This is a genomic window from Paenibacillus sp. GCM10027629 (assembly GCF_042676425.1).
GTDB classification, from domain to species: Bacteria; Bacillota; Bacilli; order Paenibacillales; family Paenibacillaceae; genus Paenibacillus_K; species Paenibacillus_K terrigena.
In genome coordinates, this window is the sequence record NZ_JBHTGZ010000012.1 from 873,921 (window position 1) to 894,623 (window position 20,703).

General features: G+C 52.3%; 16 protein-coding genes. 2 read left to right on the plus strand and 14 right to left on the minus strand.

Translation table 11 applies throughout. The features are described from left to right. Window positions 1–36: 36 nt before the first annotated feature. Genes ACFQZR_RS24690 through ACFQZR_RS24700 form a run of 3 tightly spaced genes read right to left on the minus strand, consistent with a single transcriptional unit; the run spans window position 37 to window position 5,881 of the window. Complete coding sequence (locus ACFQZR_RS24690) at window positions 37–1,218, minus strand: acetyl-CoA C-acyltransferase (protein WP_379350999.1); 1,182 nt, start codon at window positions 1,216–1,218, stop codon at window positions 37–39. Between the two features lie 45 nt (window positions 1,219–1,263). Then, window positions 1,264–3,669, minus strand: a complete 2,406-nt coding sequence (locus ACFQZR_RS24695) for a 3-hydroxyacyl-CoA dehydrogenase/enoyl-CoA hydratase family protein (protein WP_379350839.1) — start codon at window positions 3,667–3,669, stop codon at window positions 1,264–1,266. 28 nt (window positions 3,670–3,697) lie between these two features. After that, window positions 3,698–5,881 (minus strand): (Fe-S)-binding protein, encoded by a 2,184-nt coding sequence (locus ACFQZR_RS24700; protein ID WP_379350841.1) that lies wholly within the window; start codon window positions 5,879–5,881, stop codon window positions 3,698–3,700. 190 nt (window positions 5,882–6,071) lie between these two features. Between ACFQZR_RS24700 and ACFQZR_RS24705 the strand changes: the two genes are divergently transcribed. Together ACFQZR_RS24705 and ACFQZR_RS24710 are read left to right on the plus strand one after the other, a co-directional pair. Further along, entirely contained in the window at window positions 6,072–6,845 is a 774-nt protein-coding gene (locus ACFQZR_RS24705; RefSeq protein WP_379350843.1) for an electron transfer flavoprotein subunit beta/FixA family protein, read from the plus strand. Window positions 6,846–6,856: 11 nt separating this feature from the next. Further along, a complete protein-coding gene (locus tag ACFQZR_RS24710; protein WP_379350845.1) occupies window positions 6,857–7,870 on the plus strand; it encodes an electron transfer flavoprotein subunit alpha/FixB family protein in 1,014 nt (337 codons plus the stop codon). 321 nt (window positions 7,871–8,191) lie between these two features. Here the strand turns inward: ACFQZR_RS24710 and ACFQZR_RS24715 are convergent, their stop codons facing one another. From ACFQZR_RS24715 to ACFQZR_RS24765, 11 genes are all read right to left on the minus strand, one after another. Further along, on the minus strand, window positions 8,192–8,974 hold the full coding sequence (locus ACFQZR_RS24715; protein ID WP_379350847.1) for an SDR family oxidoreductase: 783 nt from the start codon (window positions 8,972–8,974) through the stop codon (window positions 8,192–8,194). A 47-nt stretch (window positions 8,975–9,021) separates the two neighbouring features. Continuing rightward, on the minus strand, window positions 9,022–9,894 hold the full coding sequence (locus tag ACFQZR_RS24720) for a helix-turn-helix transcriptional regulator (protein ID WP_379350849.1): 873 nt from the start codon (window positions 9,892–9,894) through the stop codon (window positions 9,022–9,024). 133 nt (window positions 9,895–10,027) lie between these two features. Continuing rightward, on the minus strand, window positions 10,028–11,131 hold the full coding sequence (locus ACFQZR_RS24725; protein WP_379350851.1) for a Gfo/Idh/MocA family protein: 1,104 nt from the start codon (window positions 11,129–11,131) through the stop codon (window positions 10,028–10,030). A gap of 4 nt (window positions 11,132–11,135) precedes the next feature. Further along, entirely contained in the window at window positions 11,136–12,488 is a 1,353-nt protein-coding gene (locus ACFQZR_RS24730; RefSeq protein ID WP_379350853.1) for a glucuronate isomerase, read from the minus strand. Between the two features lie 73 nt (window positions 12,489–12,561). Next, entirely contained in the window at window positions 12,562–13,734 is a 1,173-nt protein-coding gene (locus ACFQZR_RS24735) for a Gfo/Idh/MocA family protein (RefSeq protein ID WP_379350855.1), read from the minus strand. 96 nt (window positions 13,735–13,830) lie between these two features. Next, window positions 13,831–14,754, minus strand: a complete 924-nt coding sequence (locus ACFQZR_RS24740) for a sugar phosphate isomerase/epimerase family protein (RefSeq protein WP_379350857.1) — start codon at window positions 14,752–14,754, stop codon at window positions 13,831–13,833. Window position 14,755: 1 nt separating this feature from the next. Next, entirely contained in the window at window positions 14,756–15,811 is a 1,056-nt protein-coding gene (uxuA, locus tag ACFQZR_RS24745; RefSeq protein ID WP_379350859.1) for a mannonate dehydratase, read from the minus strand. 1,138 nt (window positions 15,812–16,949) lie between these two features. Further along, window positions 16,950–17,645, minus strand: coding sequence for a response regulator transcription factor (locus ACFQZR_RS24750; RefSeq protein ID WP_379350861.1), 696 nt, complete (start codon window positions 17,643–17,645; stop codon window positions 16,950–16,952). Beyond that, the gene (locus ACFQZR_RS24755) at window positions 17,617–19,734 is read right to left on the minus strand and encodes an ATP-binding protein (protein WP_379350863.1); all 2,118 of its coding nucleotides are present in this window, start codon (window positions 19,732–19,734) and stop codon (window positions 17,617–17,619) included. The genes ACFQZR_RS24750 and ACFQZR_RS24755 overlap by 29 nt, the downstream gene beginning before the upstream one ends. Window positions 19,735–19,850: 116 nt before the next feature. Beyond that, window positions 19,851–20,327: a VanZ family protein gene (locus ACFQZR_RS24760; protein WP_379350865.1), complete on the minus strand. Its 477-nt coding sequence runs from the start codon at window positions 20,325–20,327 to the stop codon at window positions 19,851–19,853. A gap of 198 nt (window positions 20,328–20,525) precedes the next feature. Then, the gene (locus ACFQZR_RS24765; protein ID WP_379350867.1) at window positions 20,526–20,702 is read right to left on the minus strand and encodes a hypothetical protein; all 177 of its coding nucleotides are present in this window, start codon (window positions 20,700–20,702) and stop codon (window positions 20,526–20,528) included. Window position 20,703: the final 1 nt, after the last annotated feature.

Here is a 20,703-nt window from a genome sequence, read left to right on the forward strand (position 1 = left end):
CTTACTCCCTCCATGTATGCAATGTATTGAATCGATCTATTCATGTACTTCAAATACACCCGCAGCCCCCATGCCTCCGCCGATACACATCGACACGACACCAATACCGCCGCCACGTCGTTTCAGTTCATAAATTAGGCTCGCAGACAGCTTCGATCCGGTGCAGCCTAAGGGATGACCTAATGCAATGGCTCCGCCATTGACATTGACCTTCGATTCGTCCAAGCCAAGCTCTCGAATAATATGGATGCATTGTGAAGCAAATGCCTCGTTAATCTCGAACAGATCGACTTGATCGATCTCGATTCCAGCGCGTTTGAGCGCCTTCGGTATCGCCTCGACCGGGCCGATGCCCATCACTTCCGGGGCAACTCCCGCAACCGCGAAGGCACGGAATGTCGCGAGCGGTTTAAGGCCCAACTGCTCGGCTCTAGTTCTGCTCATGACGACAGCGGCCGCGGCCCCGTCGCTGGTCTGTGAAGCGTTGCCCGCTGTGACCGTTCCTCGGGCTGCGAATGCCGGCTTCAGCTTCGCAAGGACCTCTTCGGACGTATCCGGCCGTACTCCTTCATCACGATCGAACACAAACGCGTGCTCTACGAGCTGCCCGCGTTCATCTACATGACGCAGCTTCGTCTCGAGGGGGACAATCTCATCTTCGAACTTCCCTGACGCTAACGCCGCAGCCGCCTTCCGGTGACTATTCGCCGCGAAGCGATCCTGGTCCTCACGGCTAATGTTGAACTGCTTCGCCACCTGTTCAGCGGTATGCCCCATAGCCATGTATACGCCCGGCAGATCCGAGACAATCTGCGGATGCGGAGATGGTCTGAATCCCGCCATCGGCACATGACTCATACTCTCCACGCCGCCAGCAATCACGACATCCGCTTCTCCGAGCATAATGCGATCCGCCGCGAACGCGATGGATTGCAGGCCCGATGCACAGAATCGGTTAATCGTGAGTGCGGGAACCGATACGGGAAATCCCGCATATTGCGCCATAATCCGGGCGAAATTCAATCCCTGCTCCCCTTCCGGCATCGCACATCCGATGATGATATCCTCGACATCTCCTTTGGATAACCCCGGCGCTCGTTCTACGACGGCATTTAAAACCGTTTTCCCCAAATCTTCCGCCCGCGTCTGTGCCAGACTTCCTCGCTTCGCCCTTCCGACCGCGGTACGCGCGATCGATACAATGACAGCCTCCTGCATCATCGTTCACCTCACTTTCTATCGTCTCATTCCCTCTTCATCCCGTTAGTTGCGAAGCGGCTTCCCGCTCGAGAGTGTGTATTGAATCCGTTGCATCGTCTTCGGTTCGCCTGACAGACTTAAGAAGGCTTCCCGCTCCAGATCGAGCATGTATTGTTCGGATACAAGCGAGCCTGCCGGTGCATGACCGCCAGCCAGCACATGGGCAAGTTTCTTTGCGATTAAGAGATCGTGATCCGAGATGTAGCCACCTTGATGCATTTGCAGCGCACCGAGCTGCATCACGGCAGAGCCATCTTCACCAAGCACGCGAATTGGCTCTTCCGGCGGAAGGAGATATCCTCCCCGATCCATCGCCAGAACCGCTTGCTTCGCCTCATAGATTCGATAATCGGCATGCACGATGACACGATCATGCGGCTGAGCGAAATGCAAATTACGCGCATCATCACCACTTGTCGAGACTTTGGCGAGCGCGATGGTCTCGAACACTTTATTCATGAACGGCTGCAATTCTTCATCGCGGTCTTTCGCGGATCGACTGACGCGAAGCGCCATCTCTTTGCAGCCGCCGCCTGCTGGAATTAGGCCTACACCTGTCTCTACAAGTCCGAAGTACGTCTCCGCCGCGAACAAAATCTGATCCGCTGGCATACAGGCTTCGACACCTCCGCCAAGCGTCATGCGATGCGGCGCCGCGACGACAGGCTTCTCAAGACGTTTGAGCTTCAGCATCGTGTTCTGGAAGGTGCGGATGATGTTATCGACCTCATCCCATTCGCCGTCCTGTGCTTCCATGAGCAGGAGCATCAAATTAGCCCCGACGCAGAAGTTCTTGCCTTCATTCGCAAGCACAAGTCCTCGCCAATTTTTACGAACCTCATCAACACTCTGCTGAATCATCGTGAGGATATCGACGCCAATGGCATTATTCGGCGAATGGAATTCAAGACAAGCGACACCGTCGCCAAGATCAATCAAGCTGGCCCCCGGATTTCCGCGAATGACCTTCTTCTGCTGCTTCAGCTGTGCGAGGGAGATGCATTCCGGAATCACATCAATCCCTTTCCATGCCTGCTGATTGATGTAGAACAATCGGTCTTCCTGCTGCTGGTAGAACGTATCATGCCCTTGCTCCACCCATTCCTTCACCCACGCTGGAACCGTCGTCCCTTCGGCCTCCATCCGAGCAATCGAGGCTTTCACTCCAATCGCATCCCATGTCTCGAACGGCCCGAGATCCCAGTTAAACCCCCACTTCATCGCCTGATCGATTTCTAGAATGGAATCTGCAATTTCCCCGACCTTCTCTGCCGCATAGATCAACACAGGCTTCACGATATTCCAAGCAAGCTGCGAATACGTATCATTCGTTCCGAGCAGCGCGCGAATGCGTGCACGAGCGCCCTTGGCATTCTTCGCGGCTTCGAGGGATGCGGAAGTAATCTTGCGTGAAGGTTCATAGGACAACGTCTCCAATTGGAGCGCCTCAATGATGGATTTTCCGTCAGCCCCTTTTACCTTTTTATAGAACCCTTGCCCCGATTTCTCTCCGATCCATCCACGCTGAACGAGTTCCGTCAGCACATGCGGCGCCTGAAATACCGATTTCTCCACCACGGCATCATCCGGTAAATTCGAATGCACATTATTCGCAACATGCACGAACGTATCGAGGCCAACCAGGTCCAGCGTTCGGAACGTGGCACTCTTCGGTCGACCTAACGCAGGCCCTGTCACCGCATCCACTTCCTCCACGGAATATCCCCCGCGCTCCATTTCTTGAAGCGTCACGAGCAGCCCGTACGTCCCAATCCGGTTAGCAATAAAATTCGGCGTATCCTTCGCCTGCACAACACCTTTGCCAAGCCGTTTCTCTGCAAAACCCTTCATAAACGCAAGAATTTCTGGATCTGTATCCGGCCCAGGTATGATCTCCAGCAGCTTCATATACCGCGGCGGATTGAAGAAATGCGTCCCGAGAAAATGCGCACGAAGCGCTTCACCGCAATCCGCGATCATCTCGCGAATGGAAATGCCCGACGTATTCGAGCTCACGATCGTCCCCGGCTTCCAGACTTGCTCCAGCCGAGCGTAGAGCCCTTTTTTGATCGGCAATGATTCTGTTACCACTTCAATAATCCAATCCACATCCCCAAGCTGGCGCAGGTCGTCCTCGATATTCCCAATCTGAATCCTTTGCACGAATTCCGGACTATAAAGCGGTGACGGGTTCGTCTTTTTTAGCCTAGCCACCGCATCCGCTGCGAGCCTATTGCGAAATGTAGACGAGGCCGGATTCAAGTCCTTTGCCTCCTCTTCCTTCGTTCGTGATTCCGGTACTCTATCGAGCAATAAGCACGAGATGCCCACATTCGCGAGATGCGCAGCAATCGCAGCCCCCATAACGCCGGAGCCTAACACCGCTGCTCTTCGAATCATTCTTGTCATTTCGTCCATCCCTCCACTTCACTCACCACTACACTTCATCACCAAATACCGCGAGCGCCAAAATTTCCGCAATATCCATCGCCCGCACCTGCTCTTCCACGCCTTCCTGCTTCGTCCCATCCGACAACATCGTGAGACAATACGGACAGGCAGACCCAATCATTGTCGGCGATACCGCGAGCGCTTGCTCGGTTCGAGCCATATTCACCCGCTTCCCTTCCGTCTCTTCCATCCACATCCGACCCCCGCCTGCGCCGCAGCACATTCCATTCTCCCGGGACCGCTCCATTTCGAGCAGCGTGACCCCCGAAATCGCTCGTAGAATCTCTCGTGGCGGATCATACACCTCGTTGTACCGTCCGAGATAGCAAGAATCGTGATATGTGATTCGCTCTTTCAAAGCATGCTGCGGCGAAAGCGCTCCCGATTCAATTAATCTTGCGAGCAGCTCACTATGATGAATCACCTCGGCCTTCAGGCCAAAATCGGGATACTCATGCTTGAAGGTATTGTAGGTATGAGGGCACGCCGTTACGATTTTCTGCACGCCGTATTTCTCGAAGACGGCAATATTCTCCTGACATAATTGTTGGAAAAGAAGTTCATTTCCGAGCCGCCTTGGCGTATCGCCTGAGTTGCGTTCTTCATTGCCGAGGATTGCAAAATTCACATTTGCTTCCTGCATAAGTCGCACAAAGGCTTCCGTAATTCGCCGTGAGCGAATATCATATGAACCCATCGAGCCCACGAAGAACAGATATTCGAAACCCGGATTTTCCTGTACCGTTCTCACGCGCTGCTTGTTTTCGTGAGCCGAATCCGGATCGGCGCTTTTCCTTTTCGCTGCATATTCCTCGGCCCATTTCGCCCGATCCATCCGACTCATACCCCATGGATTACTCTGGCGCTCAATGTTCTGCATCGCTCGTTGGCCATCATGCGGCATACTGCCCTGCATCAGCACGAGATGGCGGCGCAGATCAATAATTTTATCCACGTGCTCGTTATCCACAGGACATTGATCTTCACAGTTCCGACAGGTAGTACATGCCCAAATCTCTTCCTCCGTCATGACATCGCCGATCAACTGGATCGAATCGGTTGATGCAGCCGGATCTGCGTGCCATGCCTGCTTCTGTGCGGACATCGTCGGTTCGATATTCACTGCGAGATGAGGTTCCGTATGAAAAGAAATCGGTGCATACTCCCCTGTCATCTTGTGCACACCGGAGCTATTGAACGCAAAAGCAGGAACCCATGCGGAGCTCGATGTCATTGCGGCGCCTTTTTCGGTTAGATGGTCGCGGAGCTTCGTAATCAGATGCATCGGTGAGAGCAATTTACCCGTACTCGCTGCTGGACACACATTGGTGCACCGACCACATTCCACACAGGCATACAGATCCAATAGCTGTTTCTGCGTGAACTGCTCAATCTGATCCACCCCGAACGTCTCAGCGTTTTCGTCCTCCAAATCGAGCCTTATGAGCCGTCCCGGCGGTCCTTTTCTCCGGAGCCAGATGTTCACAGGTCCAACGATAATATGGAAATGCTTCGACTGCGGAACATATACGAGAAAAGCAAGAATCGTAAGCAGATGCACCCACCAGCTCACTTCCATCCACACGCTGACGGCATTCGAAGAAAGGCCTGCGAATAACCAAGCTGCTGCAGAGGATAGCGGGGCGGTAAGCGATCCATCCAGATTGCTGTGAACCCGATCGAACCCTAAGAACGCTACGACCGACAACATCAAGGTACCGATAAAAAACACAACCAGACTCGGTTTAAAATCCCGTTTTAACCGCGTGAGCTTCTCTATGTACCGCCGATAGGCCGCGTAGAGGATAGCGAGCAGCACAAGTCCAACCGTTACTTCTTGCGTTAAGGTGAACCACGCTGCTTCGAACCAAGGAATTCCCCCTCCCGCCACACCTTTGACCAGAATGTCGAGCGCTCCAAATTGCACAATAATGAAACCGTAGAAAATGACAACGTGCATCACCCCACTGCGCCAATCCTTGAGCAGCTTGGATTGACCAAAGACCTGTGCTGCAAATCCATTACGCGCCGCATTTTCGCGGGTCTGCTGTTCCATCCGTTTGCCGAGCCGGATATATTGCCATCGCCTGTACACGACCACGCCGAAAAGTGAAGCCGCATAGGCAGCTACTGCTATCGCGATCAGCAGGCGCACAATGGATGGGTTCATAGGCTATCCCTCCCTCTTTTTTGCTCCCAAGTGGTCTGTCGTCACGTTTGCGATCCTCAATACTTGTATATGTCCAGTAAGATTGAAAAATGAATTTGGATAAGCGGTATTTTAGCAGTGTTCAATTAATAAACTTACGAAGAGGATGTTACTCTCGGCTGAGGCGATGAAGGCGAAAGGAGAACATAGGATGAATATTTGGGTATTGCTTAAACAGACGTTTGATACCGAGGAGAAAATTGTGCTCACGGGCGGCGGGATTTCCGAGGCTGGTGTGAAATGGATCATCAATCCTTATGATGAATATGCCGTTGAGGAGGCGATTCGCCTTGTCGAGCAACATGGCGGCAAGGTGAACCTACTATCGGTAGGACCTGAACGAGCCGGGGAAGCCCTTCGTACAGCGTTAGCGATGGGGGCCGATGAAGCTGTGCTGATTCATGATCCACGAATCCCACAGGATGAGTGGGCAATCGCCAAAGTGCTCTCTGCGTTCTTAGCCGATCAAGGGGCAGATCTGATCCTCGGGGGCAATTTCTCCGTTGACAACGGTGCAGGGCAAGTGGCGATTCGGATCGCGGAGCAGCTCGGCCTACCGCATATTGGATCGATTACAAAGCTGGATATTTCAGCGGCGGGAGAGGCAGTCGTTCATCGCGATGCGGAAGGGGATACGGAGATTATCGATGTTCAGCTGCCTGCACTCTTCACGGCGCAGCAGGGGTTGAACGAGCCGCGCTATCCGACGCTGCCGGGCATTATGAAGGCGAAGAAGAAACCGTTCAGGTTGCTGTCACTGGACGATATACCAGGCATTTCGCCGCAGGAACTTGAAGTTCGAACGACGAGGGTATCGTTATCCTTGCCTCCGTCAAGACAGGCAGGGGTTATCCTGCAAGGCGATCTAGCAGCTCAAGTCGCGGACCTCATCCGTCGATTGCGCCAAGACGCCAAAGTGATCTAGGAGGGAAGAACATGAGTCGTACAATCCTTACATTCGCAGAAATTCGAAATCACGAGCTGCGTCAGGTTGCCTTAGAAGAGGTCAGCGCGGCAGTGAAAATCGCGGGGACCGCGCCTACGGAGATTGCAAGCTGCCTGCTCGTTCCGGTTGATACATCGCTAGATATTCTAGAGCGCTATGCCGGAAGTCTCTTCGCGTATGGCGCGAATCGAGTATATGTGTTGAAGCATGCGGACTTTGCAGCATATCATGCAGAGCTTTATCTGGGCGCAGTGCAGCATGTCGTGTCCACGGCGAATCCGGAGTTCATCATTTTCGGTCATACTTCGGTCGGCCGTGATCTTGCTCCACGTCTAGCTTCAACGCTGCAAGCCGGACAAATCTCAGATGTAACGGCGATTCAGCACGAGGATGGCAAGCTGCTCTGCACGCGTCCGCTCTATGCCGGCAAAGCGGTAGAACAACGTGCCTTTACCGGAACATCGGCAGCCCCTTCGATAATCACGATTCGGCCAAATAATATTCCGCTCAGTGCGCCAGACTCTTCCCGCTCCGGTGAAGTGATCGAGGTTGCATTCGCCCCGCCATCCTTGCGTACCATCGTTCGCGATGTCGTTCGCAAGACAAGCGGTACGCTCGACCTGTCCGAAGCCAAGATCATCGTCTCCGGCGGACGCGGCGTGAAGAGCGCTGACGGTTTCAAGCCGCTCGAAGAGCTCGCTTCCGTCTTGAACGGGGCCGTTGGCGCATCGCGGGGCGCCTGCGACGCGGGCTACTGCGATTATGGCCTGCAGATCGGCCAGACCGGCAAGGTCGTGACGCCGGAGATCTACATCGCCTGCGGCATCAGCGGAGCAATCCAGCATCTTGCGGGGATGAGCGGATCGCGCGTCATTATCGCGGTGAACAAAGACCCCGAAGCGCCGATCTTCAAGGTCGCCGATTACGGCATCGTCGGGGATCTCTTCGAAGTAGTACCGCTGCTGACTACGGCGTTCCGTGAGTTTCTGGAGCATGAGGCATAAACCATCAACCGTTGAGCGTGATTTGCGGACAATCAATCCGTTATTCACCCGTTTTTGATGTGCAAATCTACTTTCACGGACCGTGAATCCGTTATTCGTCAAAAACATTGCTTATTCTGGCACAAATCACCTAAATAACGGATTTATGGTCCTCGGAAAGCCGTTTATCACGAATAATCCATGGCATAGCGGATCGTAGGTCCGTACGCCAGCCTGTACACTTAGACGATATAGCATCGCCCTCGCCCACTATGCTATTGCAGTAAAAAAAGCATGGCTGATTCCCTCAGCCACGCTTCTCTATTTTCGTCAAACCCTGCATTATATGGTTACCGCGCCAAATCCCCCGTCGACTCGGATCAACGTCCCTGTAACAAAGCTGGATGCCGCTTCGGAGGCAAGCCATACGACGGCGCCTTGCAGTTCTTTCGGATCGCCAAAACGGTTCATCGGCGTATGGCTCATGATAGAAGCGACACGCTCGGGGGACAGAATCGAACGATTCTGCTCCGCAGGGAAAAACCCCGGTACGATCGCATTGACCCGTATCTTGTTAGGAGCGAACTCTCGAGCAAGGTATTGCGTCATGCTGTTCAACGCTGACTTGGATGCGGAATAAGAAAATACGCGTGACAGCGGCGGTCCGGATGAAACGGAGCTGATGTTGATAATGCTGCCCCCCATTCCTCCATCGATCATCGCCTTACCGAATACCTGACAGGCCAACATCACGCTCTTGGCGTTGACATCCATAATCCGGTCCCATTCTTCTTCGGTAATCTCGAAGAACGGTGTTGCACTGTTCACTCCTGCCGTATTCAGCAATATATCGACGCGACCCGTCCATAGGACAATTTCTTGCAACGCCTGCTGTAATTCCGTCTTACTGACGGCATCCGCATTGAATATCCTACCCTTACCTGTATCCAGTAGCGGCTGAAGGTCTGTGACAGCTTTGTCCGGATTGCGGACGACCAGAGCCACATGAGCCCCGTGGGCGACTAACGCTTCAGCCATCACGCGGCCCAAGGTACTGCCTGCTCCAATCACGACCGCCGTCCGTCCAGACAAATCAAATAATGGTGATGGTGCTTGGAATGGCATTGGAACGAACTCCTCCTTTACATGGCTCGTCTTCTCGACCGTAAGGTTCACTCGCGATGCGACGATGACGCCTGCCATATGCCTTTACGGTATGCCTCCGGACTGCACCCGGCAACTGCCTTGAACAATCGGCTAAAGTGTGCCAGATGGCGGAAACCGACCATTCGGCTGATATCCGATACCGAGTAGCTTGGCTTCAGTCGAAACCAGATTTTCGCCTGATTGATGCGGCGATTGTACAAATATTTAAACACCGTTGTGCCTGTCACTTCCTTGAACAAATTGGACAAATACGGTTTCGACAAATGGAGCGATGAGGCGATTGCCTCGAGTGTAATCTCTTCCGCATAATGATCCTCAAGAAACGAAATCACGCGTTGGACGTATCGTTCTTTCTCTGAGCGATGCTCACGTTCGTACACATGCTTACTGCATAATCCACCGACAAAGTGCATCAATTCCATGAATCGCAGCGAAAAACGATCATAGGCCGCATGAACAACCGGATCTCTCCGATGCCTATACAAGTCGTTCATCTCGGTGAGTAGTCGGTCGAATTCCTCTTGATCCCGCTCATTCAAATGTAAGCGGATGTTGCTCAGTTCCTCAAACGGCCGCAGTAGTTCCGCTGCCTTATTCGGCTGAAGAACGGTCGTCAAATACGACGGGTCAAAATGGATGATCGTTCGCACATAAGGGACATGAGGCACAGGATTCGGACAATGGAGCGTCATGCCATGCATTAAGATAAGATCGCCAGAGGCAAGCGTCATGATCTTGTCCCCAATCAGATACGTGCATTCCCCGGTATGAAAATAATACACTTCGTAAAAAGCATGAGAGTGAAAAACTCCGTCAATCGGCAGCGAATTGCGGTACATGAGCTCGATCGGCTCCTGCAATTGCATGTTTTGCGACACAGAATCAACCTCCAGAAGCGCGCTAGGCGTCGGTTTGCAAGTGGTTCACGTTGTTGTAATGATTCTACCACACGACAGCCTTTTCGGTTAGAGGACGATCACGCTCATGGTGCCTTAATGCCGTTCATGAATTCTACTTGATCACAACCGCGATATTCTGCGCTTGGATGCACAGTTCTGCCGCCTTGAACGCATGTTCCTGCGTCATCGCGTTCTCGGTTCGGTTCAGACAATCGAGAATAAGCTCCCCGAAAAAGGGAAAGCCGACCTGACCGGCCACGGCAAAATGATATTCTCCTTCATGGTTCGCCATGAATACGTGATCCCCTCGCGGATCGCGCGCCACATCGATATATTTACGAAGCTCGATATAGCCGTCCGTGCCAAGCACGATCGCTCTGCCGTCTCCCCAAGTGCCAAGACCATTTGGCGTAAACCAATCGACGCGAAAATAGTTCGTCGCCCCATTGTCGCCGATCAACGTTGCATCGCCGTAATCCTCCAGCTCGGGATAATCCGGGTTATTGTAGTTCGCCACCTTGCTGTGTGCAACGCGGGCATCCTTGCAGCCGGCATAATACAAAAATTGCTCTACCTGATGGCTGCCAATATCACAGAGAATTCCTCCGTATTGCGCTTTTCGAAAGAACCAATCCGGACGCGAAGCGGCGTTCAACCGATGAGGACCCGTGCCGATCACCTGTAGCACTTTACCGATTGCACCGTCTTGAATGAGTTGCCCCGCATAAATGGAGCTCTCTGAGTGGAGCCGCTCACTATAATAGACCATATATTTGCAGCCCGTCTCCAGCACCTTGGCGCGTGCCGACGCGATCTGCTCCAGCGTCGTAAACGGCGTCTTGTCGGTAAAATAATCTTTGCCGTGGTCCATGACCATCAGCCCGAGTGCGCACCGTTCGGAAGGAATCGCCGCCGCCGCGACGAGCCGAACCTCTTCGTCGTGCAAAATAACGTCTAGCGAAGACGCCGCCTGAACCTGCGGATACGTGCGGCAAAACGCAGCTACCTTCAATGGGTCAGGATCGTACACCCATTTGAGTGTACCACCCGCTTCAATTAGCCCATTGCACTGGCCATAGATATGGCCATGATCGAGCGCTGCCGCGGCGAATACAAATTCACCAGGGCCGCATACCGGTTCCGGCTTTGCGGTCGTCGGGGCGTAAGTCATGCCGTCTTTGTTCTGAAACCGAGGCGTTCCTATCGTTTCTGTCATCCCATCATCCCCTCCCCTTCTTGGCACGGCTTAACACTTGCTGAAACACGCCGCCGAAATAATGCTCGATATCGCGACGAATGTCGTTCTCGCTCACCAGCCAGCGGTCTTGATGCAGTCGAGCATATTTGTTGTACAACACGCCCGTGATCACGGAACGTGAATGGTCCCATTTATTAACGAGCTGCTCCAGCACTCGACAATCGGAGTGCTGCGGGATGTAGCTTGTGCCGAGCAGCTCTGTGCGGAATGACGTCATCTCCCGGATCATCGATTCCGTATGCAGGAACCACCAGCACCCGAAAATCGTCAAGTTGCGGAACTTCCGCGCCAAGACGGCTAATTCATGTTGGTTCTCCCGCGCCAGCACAGTCACAAGCAACTGCAGCTCCGGGTAGCGTAAGCACAGCCGTTCCAGCAGGCCAAGGTCGGCCTGCATACTCATGTCACCGGCAAGGCGCAGGGCTGGATTCACTTGTCGGCGAACGCCGACCATCAGCGCCAGCGGTAGACCAAGCTCGCGGCAGACCGGCACGACGGCTCCGTCGAGCAGCGCTGTTAACGCGTCCCCCTCAACGGGATACTGGATGTCGCCCGGTAGCGACGCCATGATATATAAGGCACCGATGCGAGTACACCAATCGCGCAGAAAGCGCCGGACTTCAACAAGCGTCTCCTCTTGGAAGAATGCCGATGGATCGTCTGTTGGAACATCATAGCCAAGGTTGCGCAGTTCAACCGCTGCTGACGACGGATCGAGCAACAGCTTGTCGATGCGCAGCGCGGCCTGGAAGCGCGTATCGGTGCAACCGCTGCCTTCTAGCCATACCGCTCGTTCAACGGGATCAAACGGGTCGTTCGTCATGACGAGCGACTTCACTCTAGCTGTGGCGAGCACATCGTCCACTTGTGCAGCAGCCGTCTTTCCCGCCCAGGCAGCGCGGTAAGCGTCCAGGTCGCGACCGTAGACGGACGGCGATAAGCCAAGCCGGTTGAGTGCAGTAACGACACCGGACGCCGCTTCGCTTACAGGCATGCGGTCGACGAATAAGGCTTGCCAGACTTTATCGGCTCTGCCCGCATCATCCAAGGACCAGAATTCGTCGTATGATAATTCGCCTTGGCGGAAATACTCCGCCGTCAAATAATGATACACAAGCAACTGATCAACGCCCCACAGCAGCCGCTCCTCGAAATCAGCAGCATACAAATGGGTATGAATATCGATAACCGACGTCTCCGAAACGATATGCCGTACCGTTTTCTCTAGCTCAGTTAACGTTTCGATCGGCGCATCCGGTCGACGCGATACGTTAGCATACGTAGGATCAGCATAGGTCGCAGAATGTTGTTCCATCTTGGCCTTCCCCCTTTGTGAGCATGCTATTGGAAGATATTCTTTTCGCAAGTTTTACAACGGCAACCGCTTTTTAGAACGTGCCTTTCAAATTAGCCGGCGCCGTACCGCTCGAAACCGACGCTTCTGGCTTACGATACCTTGACGATGCGATACGTTTGCGCAGCTCTGATTCATATAAGTCTTCATTCAACGGAAGCTCGACCCAGTCATCGAGCCAAGTCGACAAATGCATCGCATTGGAGATGGTCAGGCCGTGAATGCCTTCCTCGCCCGGAGCGATAAGCGCCGTGCCGTTTCGGATGGCGTCGACGAAATTTTGCATAATGCCCGCGTGCTCTGAGCTTGTGCCATGAATCGGAACTTCGCATTTCCAATGCTCCGGCGATCCGAACGCTCCGCGGTAGCGGGCATTAAAGTCACGCTCCGACTCGCGCAGTCGCCAGAACGTCAATCGTCCGTCTTCGATGACGATTTTGCCTCGGTCGCCTGTCACTTCGAATCGGTTCGTCCCTGGCGCTTCGCCCGTCGTCGTGATGAATACACCCGTTCCGCCGTTCGCGTATTCTACATAAGCGGTGACGTCATCTTCGACTTCAATGTCACGGTGTTTGCCGAAGTGGCAGAAAGCGCGAATCCGTACCGGCATTAATCCTGTCGTCCATTGCCATAGATCAAGCTGGTGCGGACATTGATTGATAAGAACCCCGCCGCCTTCGCCGCCCCAGGTAGCCCGCCATGAACCGGAGTCGTAATAGCTTTGCGACCGATACCAGCTCGTGATGATCCAGTTCGTGCGACGGATTTCGCCAAGCTCACCATCTGCAATCAGTTCGCGTAGCTTCCGGTACAGCGGATTCGTCCGCTGATTGTACACGATGCCGAACACACGACCGCTTGCTGCCGCAGCTTCGTTCATCTCACGCACCTGTTTTGTATAGACACCTGCAGGCTTCTCGATCAAGACGTGCATCCCTTGGGCCAAAGCACGCTGCGCCTCCACCGGATGATCGTAATGCGGCGTTGCTACAATGACGGCATCCACATCGCCAGATGCCAGCATCGCCTCTGAATCCGCATATACGGCTACCCCCGAATAAGTTTCCGCCGCCCAAGCGCGTTTTTCGGCATCGCCATCGCTAATCGCCGCTAATACCGCACCTTTGATCGTGCCTGACTTTATATGATTCGCATGGCTCGCTCCCATGTTGCCGATGCCGATAATTCCAATTCGAACGTCACTCATATCGTTTTCTCCTCTCATTTATGGCTGACTCGACCTCGTATCATTACCATTGTCGTTTCGTTTATATCTGCATTTCATATCTATTTCGGCTGCAGCTCACTCAAGCTCTTCCCACCAAGTCCTCATTTGCTGGGCATATAAGCTTAACATCGTTTTCGAATCGTACGCTTCGCTGAAGTCTTCAACCCCGAGCCAGCCGTCGTAACCAACGGCTTTCAGATCGGCTAATACCCGCTTCCACGGTACCATGCCCGACGCGATCGGCCTCCAGGAACCCGACCAAGCAATCGGATTCAATGGCTCTGCCTCCTGGCCGCCATGCTCCGCTTGCGGCAAATTCGGATGCTCCACGCCGCTGGCATCCTTCGCAACAGGCCTCCAGCCCGCGTTTTTGACATGGACATGAGCTAGATATGGACCTAGCAACTCCATGCCCATCCGGTAATTCTCAAAGCCCTCGTGCACCATATTGCCTGGATCGTACAGTACACCGACCTTATCGGGGTTAAGTCCTTGTACGAGCCGGTAGGCTGCACTTGCGCTTGGCGCAATCGTAAAATGATGCGTCTCCACAAGCGCCTTAATGCCATACTCACCGGCAAGTTCCTCAACCGCCTTCAAATAACTGACCGCGTCTTGAAGCATCTCGTTGTAATTCCGTGTACCGTTATAGAAAGGAACGCCAACGCGGACCATCGACGCGCCAAGCTGCACAGCAAGCTTGAACATCGCCTCCGTTCCCTCCAAATCGCCGCATGTGAGGTACGGCGTTAGTGCGATCGATTGCAGCCCATAACGGTTAGCAGCGCTGCTAAATACCGAGAGCTGCTCGGCGGTAGCGCGGGGATCGATCGTACTCAGATTATTGCCCCAGAATGAAGGAGGGCCTTGAAGTTGGGTATCTTGCGGCTGCTCCTTACAGCGCCATTCCAAACCTTGAATGCCTGCCGCCGATGCGGCTTTGGCAAGTTCCTCCGGCGTTAAATCAGGCGTTGCGACTGTAAATACGGATAATTTCATATTAATGGCCTCCTCGCTTTATCTTCTCGACCGTCTCCCAGATGCCGTTCAAATACGCAGCCCCCAATGCGCGGTCGTACAAGCCGTAACCAGGGCGTCCTTGCTCTCCCCAGATCATCCTGCCGTGATCGGGGCGCAGCGGCCCATCGAATCCGGTATCCCATAGCGCCTCAAGCACGCGCACCATATCAATTGAGCCGTCCGTCGAACGGTGCGACGATTCCTGGAAGGAACGAGCGCCGGTGCGAAGAATATTGCGCGTATGGGTAAAATGTATCCTTCCCTGGTCCCCGAAATAACGAATAATCTCGATCAGATCATTATCGGGATCGGCACCAAGCGAACCAGAGCAGAACGTGATGCCGTTGGCGGGACTGTCAATATGGTCTACAAGCCTACGCAGCTGCCGCATATTGCCGACAATCCGAGGCAACCCGAATATTGGCCACGGCGGATCGTCGGGATGGATCGCCATTTTCACACCGGCCTCTTCGGCTACGGGAATGACCCACTCCAGAAAATAGGCCAGATTAGCCCACAATTCGTCTTCGCTCATACCGCGGTACTGCTCCAGTAAATGCTGCATTTCCTCCTTCGTATAGCTGGCATCCCAGCCAGGTAGCGACAAATCGCCTTGCGCCGGATTCATGCGTTGTATCTTTTCCTCTTCGAACGTGAGCGTCGTTGAGCCATCCGGAAGCGTAAAGGCCAGATCGGAACGCGTCCAGTCGAACACCGGCATAAAATTGTAGCAAACAACCGGTACGCCCGCCTCACCTAATCGCCGAATCGTTTGACTGTAATTTTCAATCAACTGGTCGCGATTTGGCTTCCCAAGCTTAATATCTTCATGAACAGGAACGCTCTCAACGACCGCAAGCTTCATGCCGTGCAACTCGATTTCGGATATCAATGCAGCGATCGCCTCATGCGGCCACACTTCACCGACAGGAACATCGTACACAGCCGACACGATGCCGTTGACGCCTGGAATTTGCCGAATTTGCGCCAATTTCACAGGATCGTTGCCTCCGAACCAACGAAACGTCATTTCCATGGACAACACCTCTTTCAAACCCGTCTTTGTATATCGCTTCGTGTACGTTTTCGTTTGATTCCGGTTAATTCAGCCCCATTGTAGCACAGGAAATTTAACGCTTTGACGCTTTTCCCTATGATCTTAACCACAGTCAAATAAACTGGCAAAGTTCAACGTTTCGGTCAACAAGGAAGAGCAATGCGTACATATGACGCATTCAATTTCCATGCATTCGCCACAAGCAAAAAAGAGCAACCCGCCAACAGCAGATTACTCCTTCAACCAAACATCTATTCTTTTCGGACCATCATAGGCATCATCCATCACACGGTAGCGCATTGCATTCACGCCAGTTACGGAAACCACGAATCGTTATGATGTATTTCAGACAACATAGCCCCACTCATATCACCCAATTCTTAATCTATCATGGAAATATGCACGAACTTTGAAGGAAGAGAGCCTGAAAGGCGGATAGATGCCACTCTATCCTGCAGGCATCCACTATAGTCACGATCTGATATCCATTTAGCCCTCCTATCCTGCAGCAATCCAACATAGCAAAAAAGCGCGACTAAACAATGCAGCCGCGCACCCGATCATCATAAATACTAATTTCTTCTGGATTATACAAAGATAAAAGCCATTACTCTATCACACACTCTCAACCACCATACCTTCATAGAAATCCCTCTCTCCCACTGCCCTACCCACAAAACAGGCCGTCCTTGAAGGACGGCCCATGGGTTGACGATATCTCGCTCAGCGATTAGCACCTAGAGAGGGGAATCTCCTGGAAGAGTCTACGTCCGGCATTTGGTAGCCCATTGCATCCATCCAATCTTATCTTAGCAATGGGCGGACAAGAGCCGGCTGAAAGGAGATCCCCTCACCCCTGCCCTACCCACAACACAGGCCGTCCTTTAAGGACGGCCCCTCGGGTTACGAGATCTCGCTCAGCGATTAGCACCTATAGGTGGAGAGGGGAATCTCCTGGAAGAGTCTACGTCCGGCATTTGGTAGCCCATTGCATCCACCCAATCTCATCTTAGCAATGGGCGGACAAGAGCCGGCTGAAAGGAGATCCCCTCCCACACTCTTGTGCATAATCGCCCCCAAGATATGGTCAACCCCCACCCCGCCCTTAACAGACGGCCTACTCCATATTGAACTTATACCCATATCCCCTTACCGTCTGAAGCATCTTCGGATTGCTAGGATCAAGCTCTATTTTCCTACGCAAATTGCTCATATGGACCATTACAGTCCGCTCATCACTGTCATTACCTTGCCCCCAGATCGTATCGAACAAATGAGAGACGCTATAGACACGGTTCGGATTCTGAAGGAGATACATGAGTAGCTGACGCTCCTTCACGAATAACGACACGCTGCTTCCATTCACCCGCACCTCTACGGTGCGCATATCAATCTCCAGATGTCCGTGACGCCATAGACTCGCCTTCTCTTCGACCTCACGCTTCATCGCGGACCGGCGCAAGTTCGACTTGACCCGCGCGACCATCACCGTCGGATTGAACGGCTTTGTTATATAATCATTGCCGCCCAAGTCGAGCCCGTTCACTATGTCCTCATTATCTCGCTTGCAGCTGATGAAAATGATAGGAACGTCCGATATCAGACGCACCTGATTGCATACATCCATTCCACTCATCCCTGGCAGCAAGATATCGAGCAGGATCAGATCCGGCTTCTCCGAAGTTACCAATTCCAGCCCTTGCTCCCCGCTCATCGAATGAATGACGTGATAGCCTTCCCGCTCCAGGTATAACCCCATTAGTTCTCCAATTTCTTGATCATCTTCAATGACTAAAATCGTCTGCTCTGCCATCTGCCTTCCCCTCCAACCTCATCTGCTCTTCCTGGAGCAAAGGAATTGTAAAATACACGTCGCTGCCTTCGCCTAGCATACTGCACATCTGGATCGTACCCTCGTGATAAGCGACAATCTCTTTGCAAATAGATAACCCCAGGCCTGCACCCTTCTTACCCGATCGCCGACTGGCACTCCCCCGATAGAAACGGTCAAACAAATGAGGAATCTCCTCTTCCGCCATGCCTCTGCCGGTATCGATAATATGAACCGTAAAATCCATCGTATCCACCTGGACAAGGATTTGAATTTTCCCTCCAGGGTCCGTATGATACTTCGCATTGTACAGCAAGTTCGAGACAACTTGTTCAATTCGAACAGGATCCAAATGGGCTGCGGCCTTCTCCTGCTCCGCATGATCCCCCTGAACTTCAAATGTATAGTCATACTCCACCAGATCAAATTTATATTTATCGTACAATTTCCGTAGGAAAGGAGTAATCTGCGTTTCTCTACGATCGAATGTAATCTGTCCCGCTTCAAGCTTCGATAACTCGAACAAATCTGCGATGAGCCGATCCAGATATAACGTTTTCTCAAAAATAATTTTCATATATTTCGGCTCTCCGGGTGGTACAACCCCGTCCATCATTGCTTTAACATAGCCTTGGATCGACGTCAGCGGGGTTCCGAGCTCATGCGAAATATTCGACAACAGATGTCTTCTCGACTGCTCCAATTGACTAAGAGAATTGTTAGCATGCGTCAACTCGGCATTAGATTGTTCCAGTTCAAGCGTCCTACGCCGAATATTGGTCGCCAGCGTCTGGTTCCATTCACCAAGTTCCTGCGAGAGCCGCTCGGACTGTTCGAAGGATGAAGAAAATTGATGCGCTAGCAGGATCCCCTGCAAAATAAGCCCTAGAAACATCCCCAATGACAATACGTCTGCGAACCCGAACATCGTCTTATAATAGAGCAGTTCGCTAATCACACACGGTACGATGATGAGAATCGTGGCGAGATGCAGCTTCGCTCCTTGAATACCGTGTCCAACAGCCATCCCGCTTAGATACAACCAATATACGGTAACAACGACAAAAACCATCAGATACAGAGGTAGCGTCTGCGTAAATAGGAGTGCCGGCGTGAGAATGACGATTAAGCTAAGCACAAGATGAATCCCGATGACGATGGATGCAACCCACCGATTCAGGTACTTCTTAAATTGATTCTGGATATAACAAGTAAAGAAAATCACACCACTATAAGCCGTCAAATATTCAAGCTTAACCGCCATTTCCCATGGCAGTTCTGGAAAGAAAGATATGATCATCGACTGCCCCAATAGAAGTGCACGCAAACCGATAACGATACAAGTCAACCCGAAGTATAGAGGCGACTTGTTCTTGCTGCGCTGTAAAAAAAATAAGATATGGTACAAACCGAACACCAGCAGCGTACCAGAAAAGAACACCTCATACGCGATGCTTGCCTCACGCTTACTCGTGATCACTTCGGGATCGCCAAGCTCAATACGCTCCCAGATCCCCGCCTTCCGCTGCACGAAGCTCGATACCTGGATGACAACCTCAAGTTCGGATTGATTCGGTTGAAAAGAAGCCATCTTCGCATAATTTCTCGGCACCGATGCCTCGGCATTCGGACCAACCGTCCCGTTCTCCAATACAAGCTCGCCATTCACCCACAGCTTGTACGCCGTAGCAACGCCGTGTACATAGATCGACTTCATCCGTCCGAGCTCAGCAGGCGGTAACTGTACAACGAGCCGGTAGGTGGCATAACCTTGGTTGGATAACGCCTGATTTCCCAACGAATAATTGGTCCAGGTGTCTGGCACTTGCGCTAACACCGGCTTAGGCAGTGCTGTCAGCTCCTTAAATCGCTGGGGTTCAATCAACGACTGCCAATAAAATAACCATTCTCCGTTCAAAGGCAGTACACGGTCCCTGGCGTGCATCCAATTCTGCGCGTCGAGCACACCATTTCTCGCTGTAGGCGCGGTATCATCATTGGCTGCCGATGACGAATCCGCAGCAAGCACGGTCTCCCCACCCCATAAGCCAAACACAAATATCCCTATCATGAACCAACTTCGTATCGATCGCATTCCATCAGATCCTTCATATCAAGTCGTGAACAATTCATTACATAATTCACCATTTCTTGATAAAATCCTGCATGATCTGACGGGGCCCGAGATTAGCGTGCGCTCCTCCATCTGCGTAAGAGCAGCACGACCCCATATCCACATGCGACGAGCAGCACGCCGACCGAGTCCATCCCGACGTCAATCGCATGCCCTGTCCGCCCTTCGACAAAAGATTGATGCCATTCATCGGAAGCCGCATAGAGCACAGAAAGCACCGCTCCAAGTGGAATCGCGAAGCTTCGAAAACGCTTGGTAGCTCGTAATGTCTTGATCCATAGTAAAGTAAGCAGGGCATATTCCGCGATATGACCCCCTTTACGAATAATAAATTCGATGAAGTCATATGGCTCTTTCCACGTCACAAGCCCACCGTCATATGTAAATTCGATATGCGGCATCCATCGATCCACGACCGATTGCGGAATCCATTTCGCGAGCATCGGACGAATGTCCTGCTCTTGATACGGTTCGGCCGATTTGTAGAAAATGAACCCCATCCATAACACCGTCAAAATGAGCCAAATCATAAAAGATCTACGATTGCGTAGCACCATGCTGCACCCCTTTACAATAAATAAGTCTATATAAGATTACCCCACAAAGTGGTGCTTTGTCTTCGGAGTGGTTCAAGTACTTTGCGGGGGCCCCGAAACCTAAGAACAAGAAAAAAACATGCCAAGGAAGTTCGTTGACATGTTCGTGAAGTTCATTTGTATCTTATGCAATTATGCTTGCGATAGCACCGAGGAGATCAATTCGCGCTCTTGAACTTGCGCATGAATTAGATCCACGACATTCCCCATACATTTACAAATGTAATCTTTACGGCAGATCGGGCAAGGTGTCGTGTGCAAGCGGCTGATGTTTTTAACCGTCCATTCCGGGTATCTATTGTAGAACATT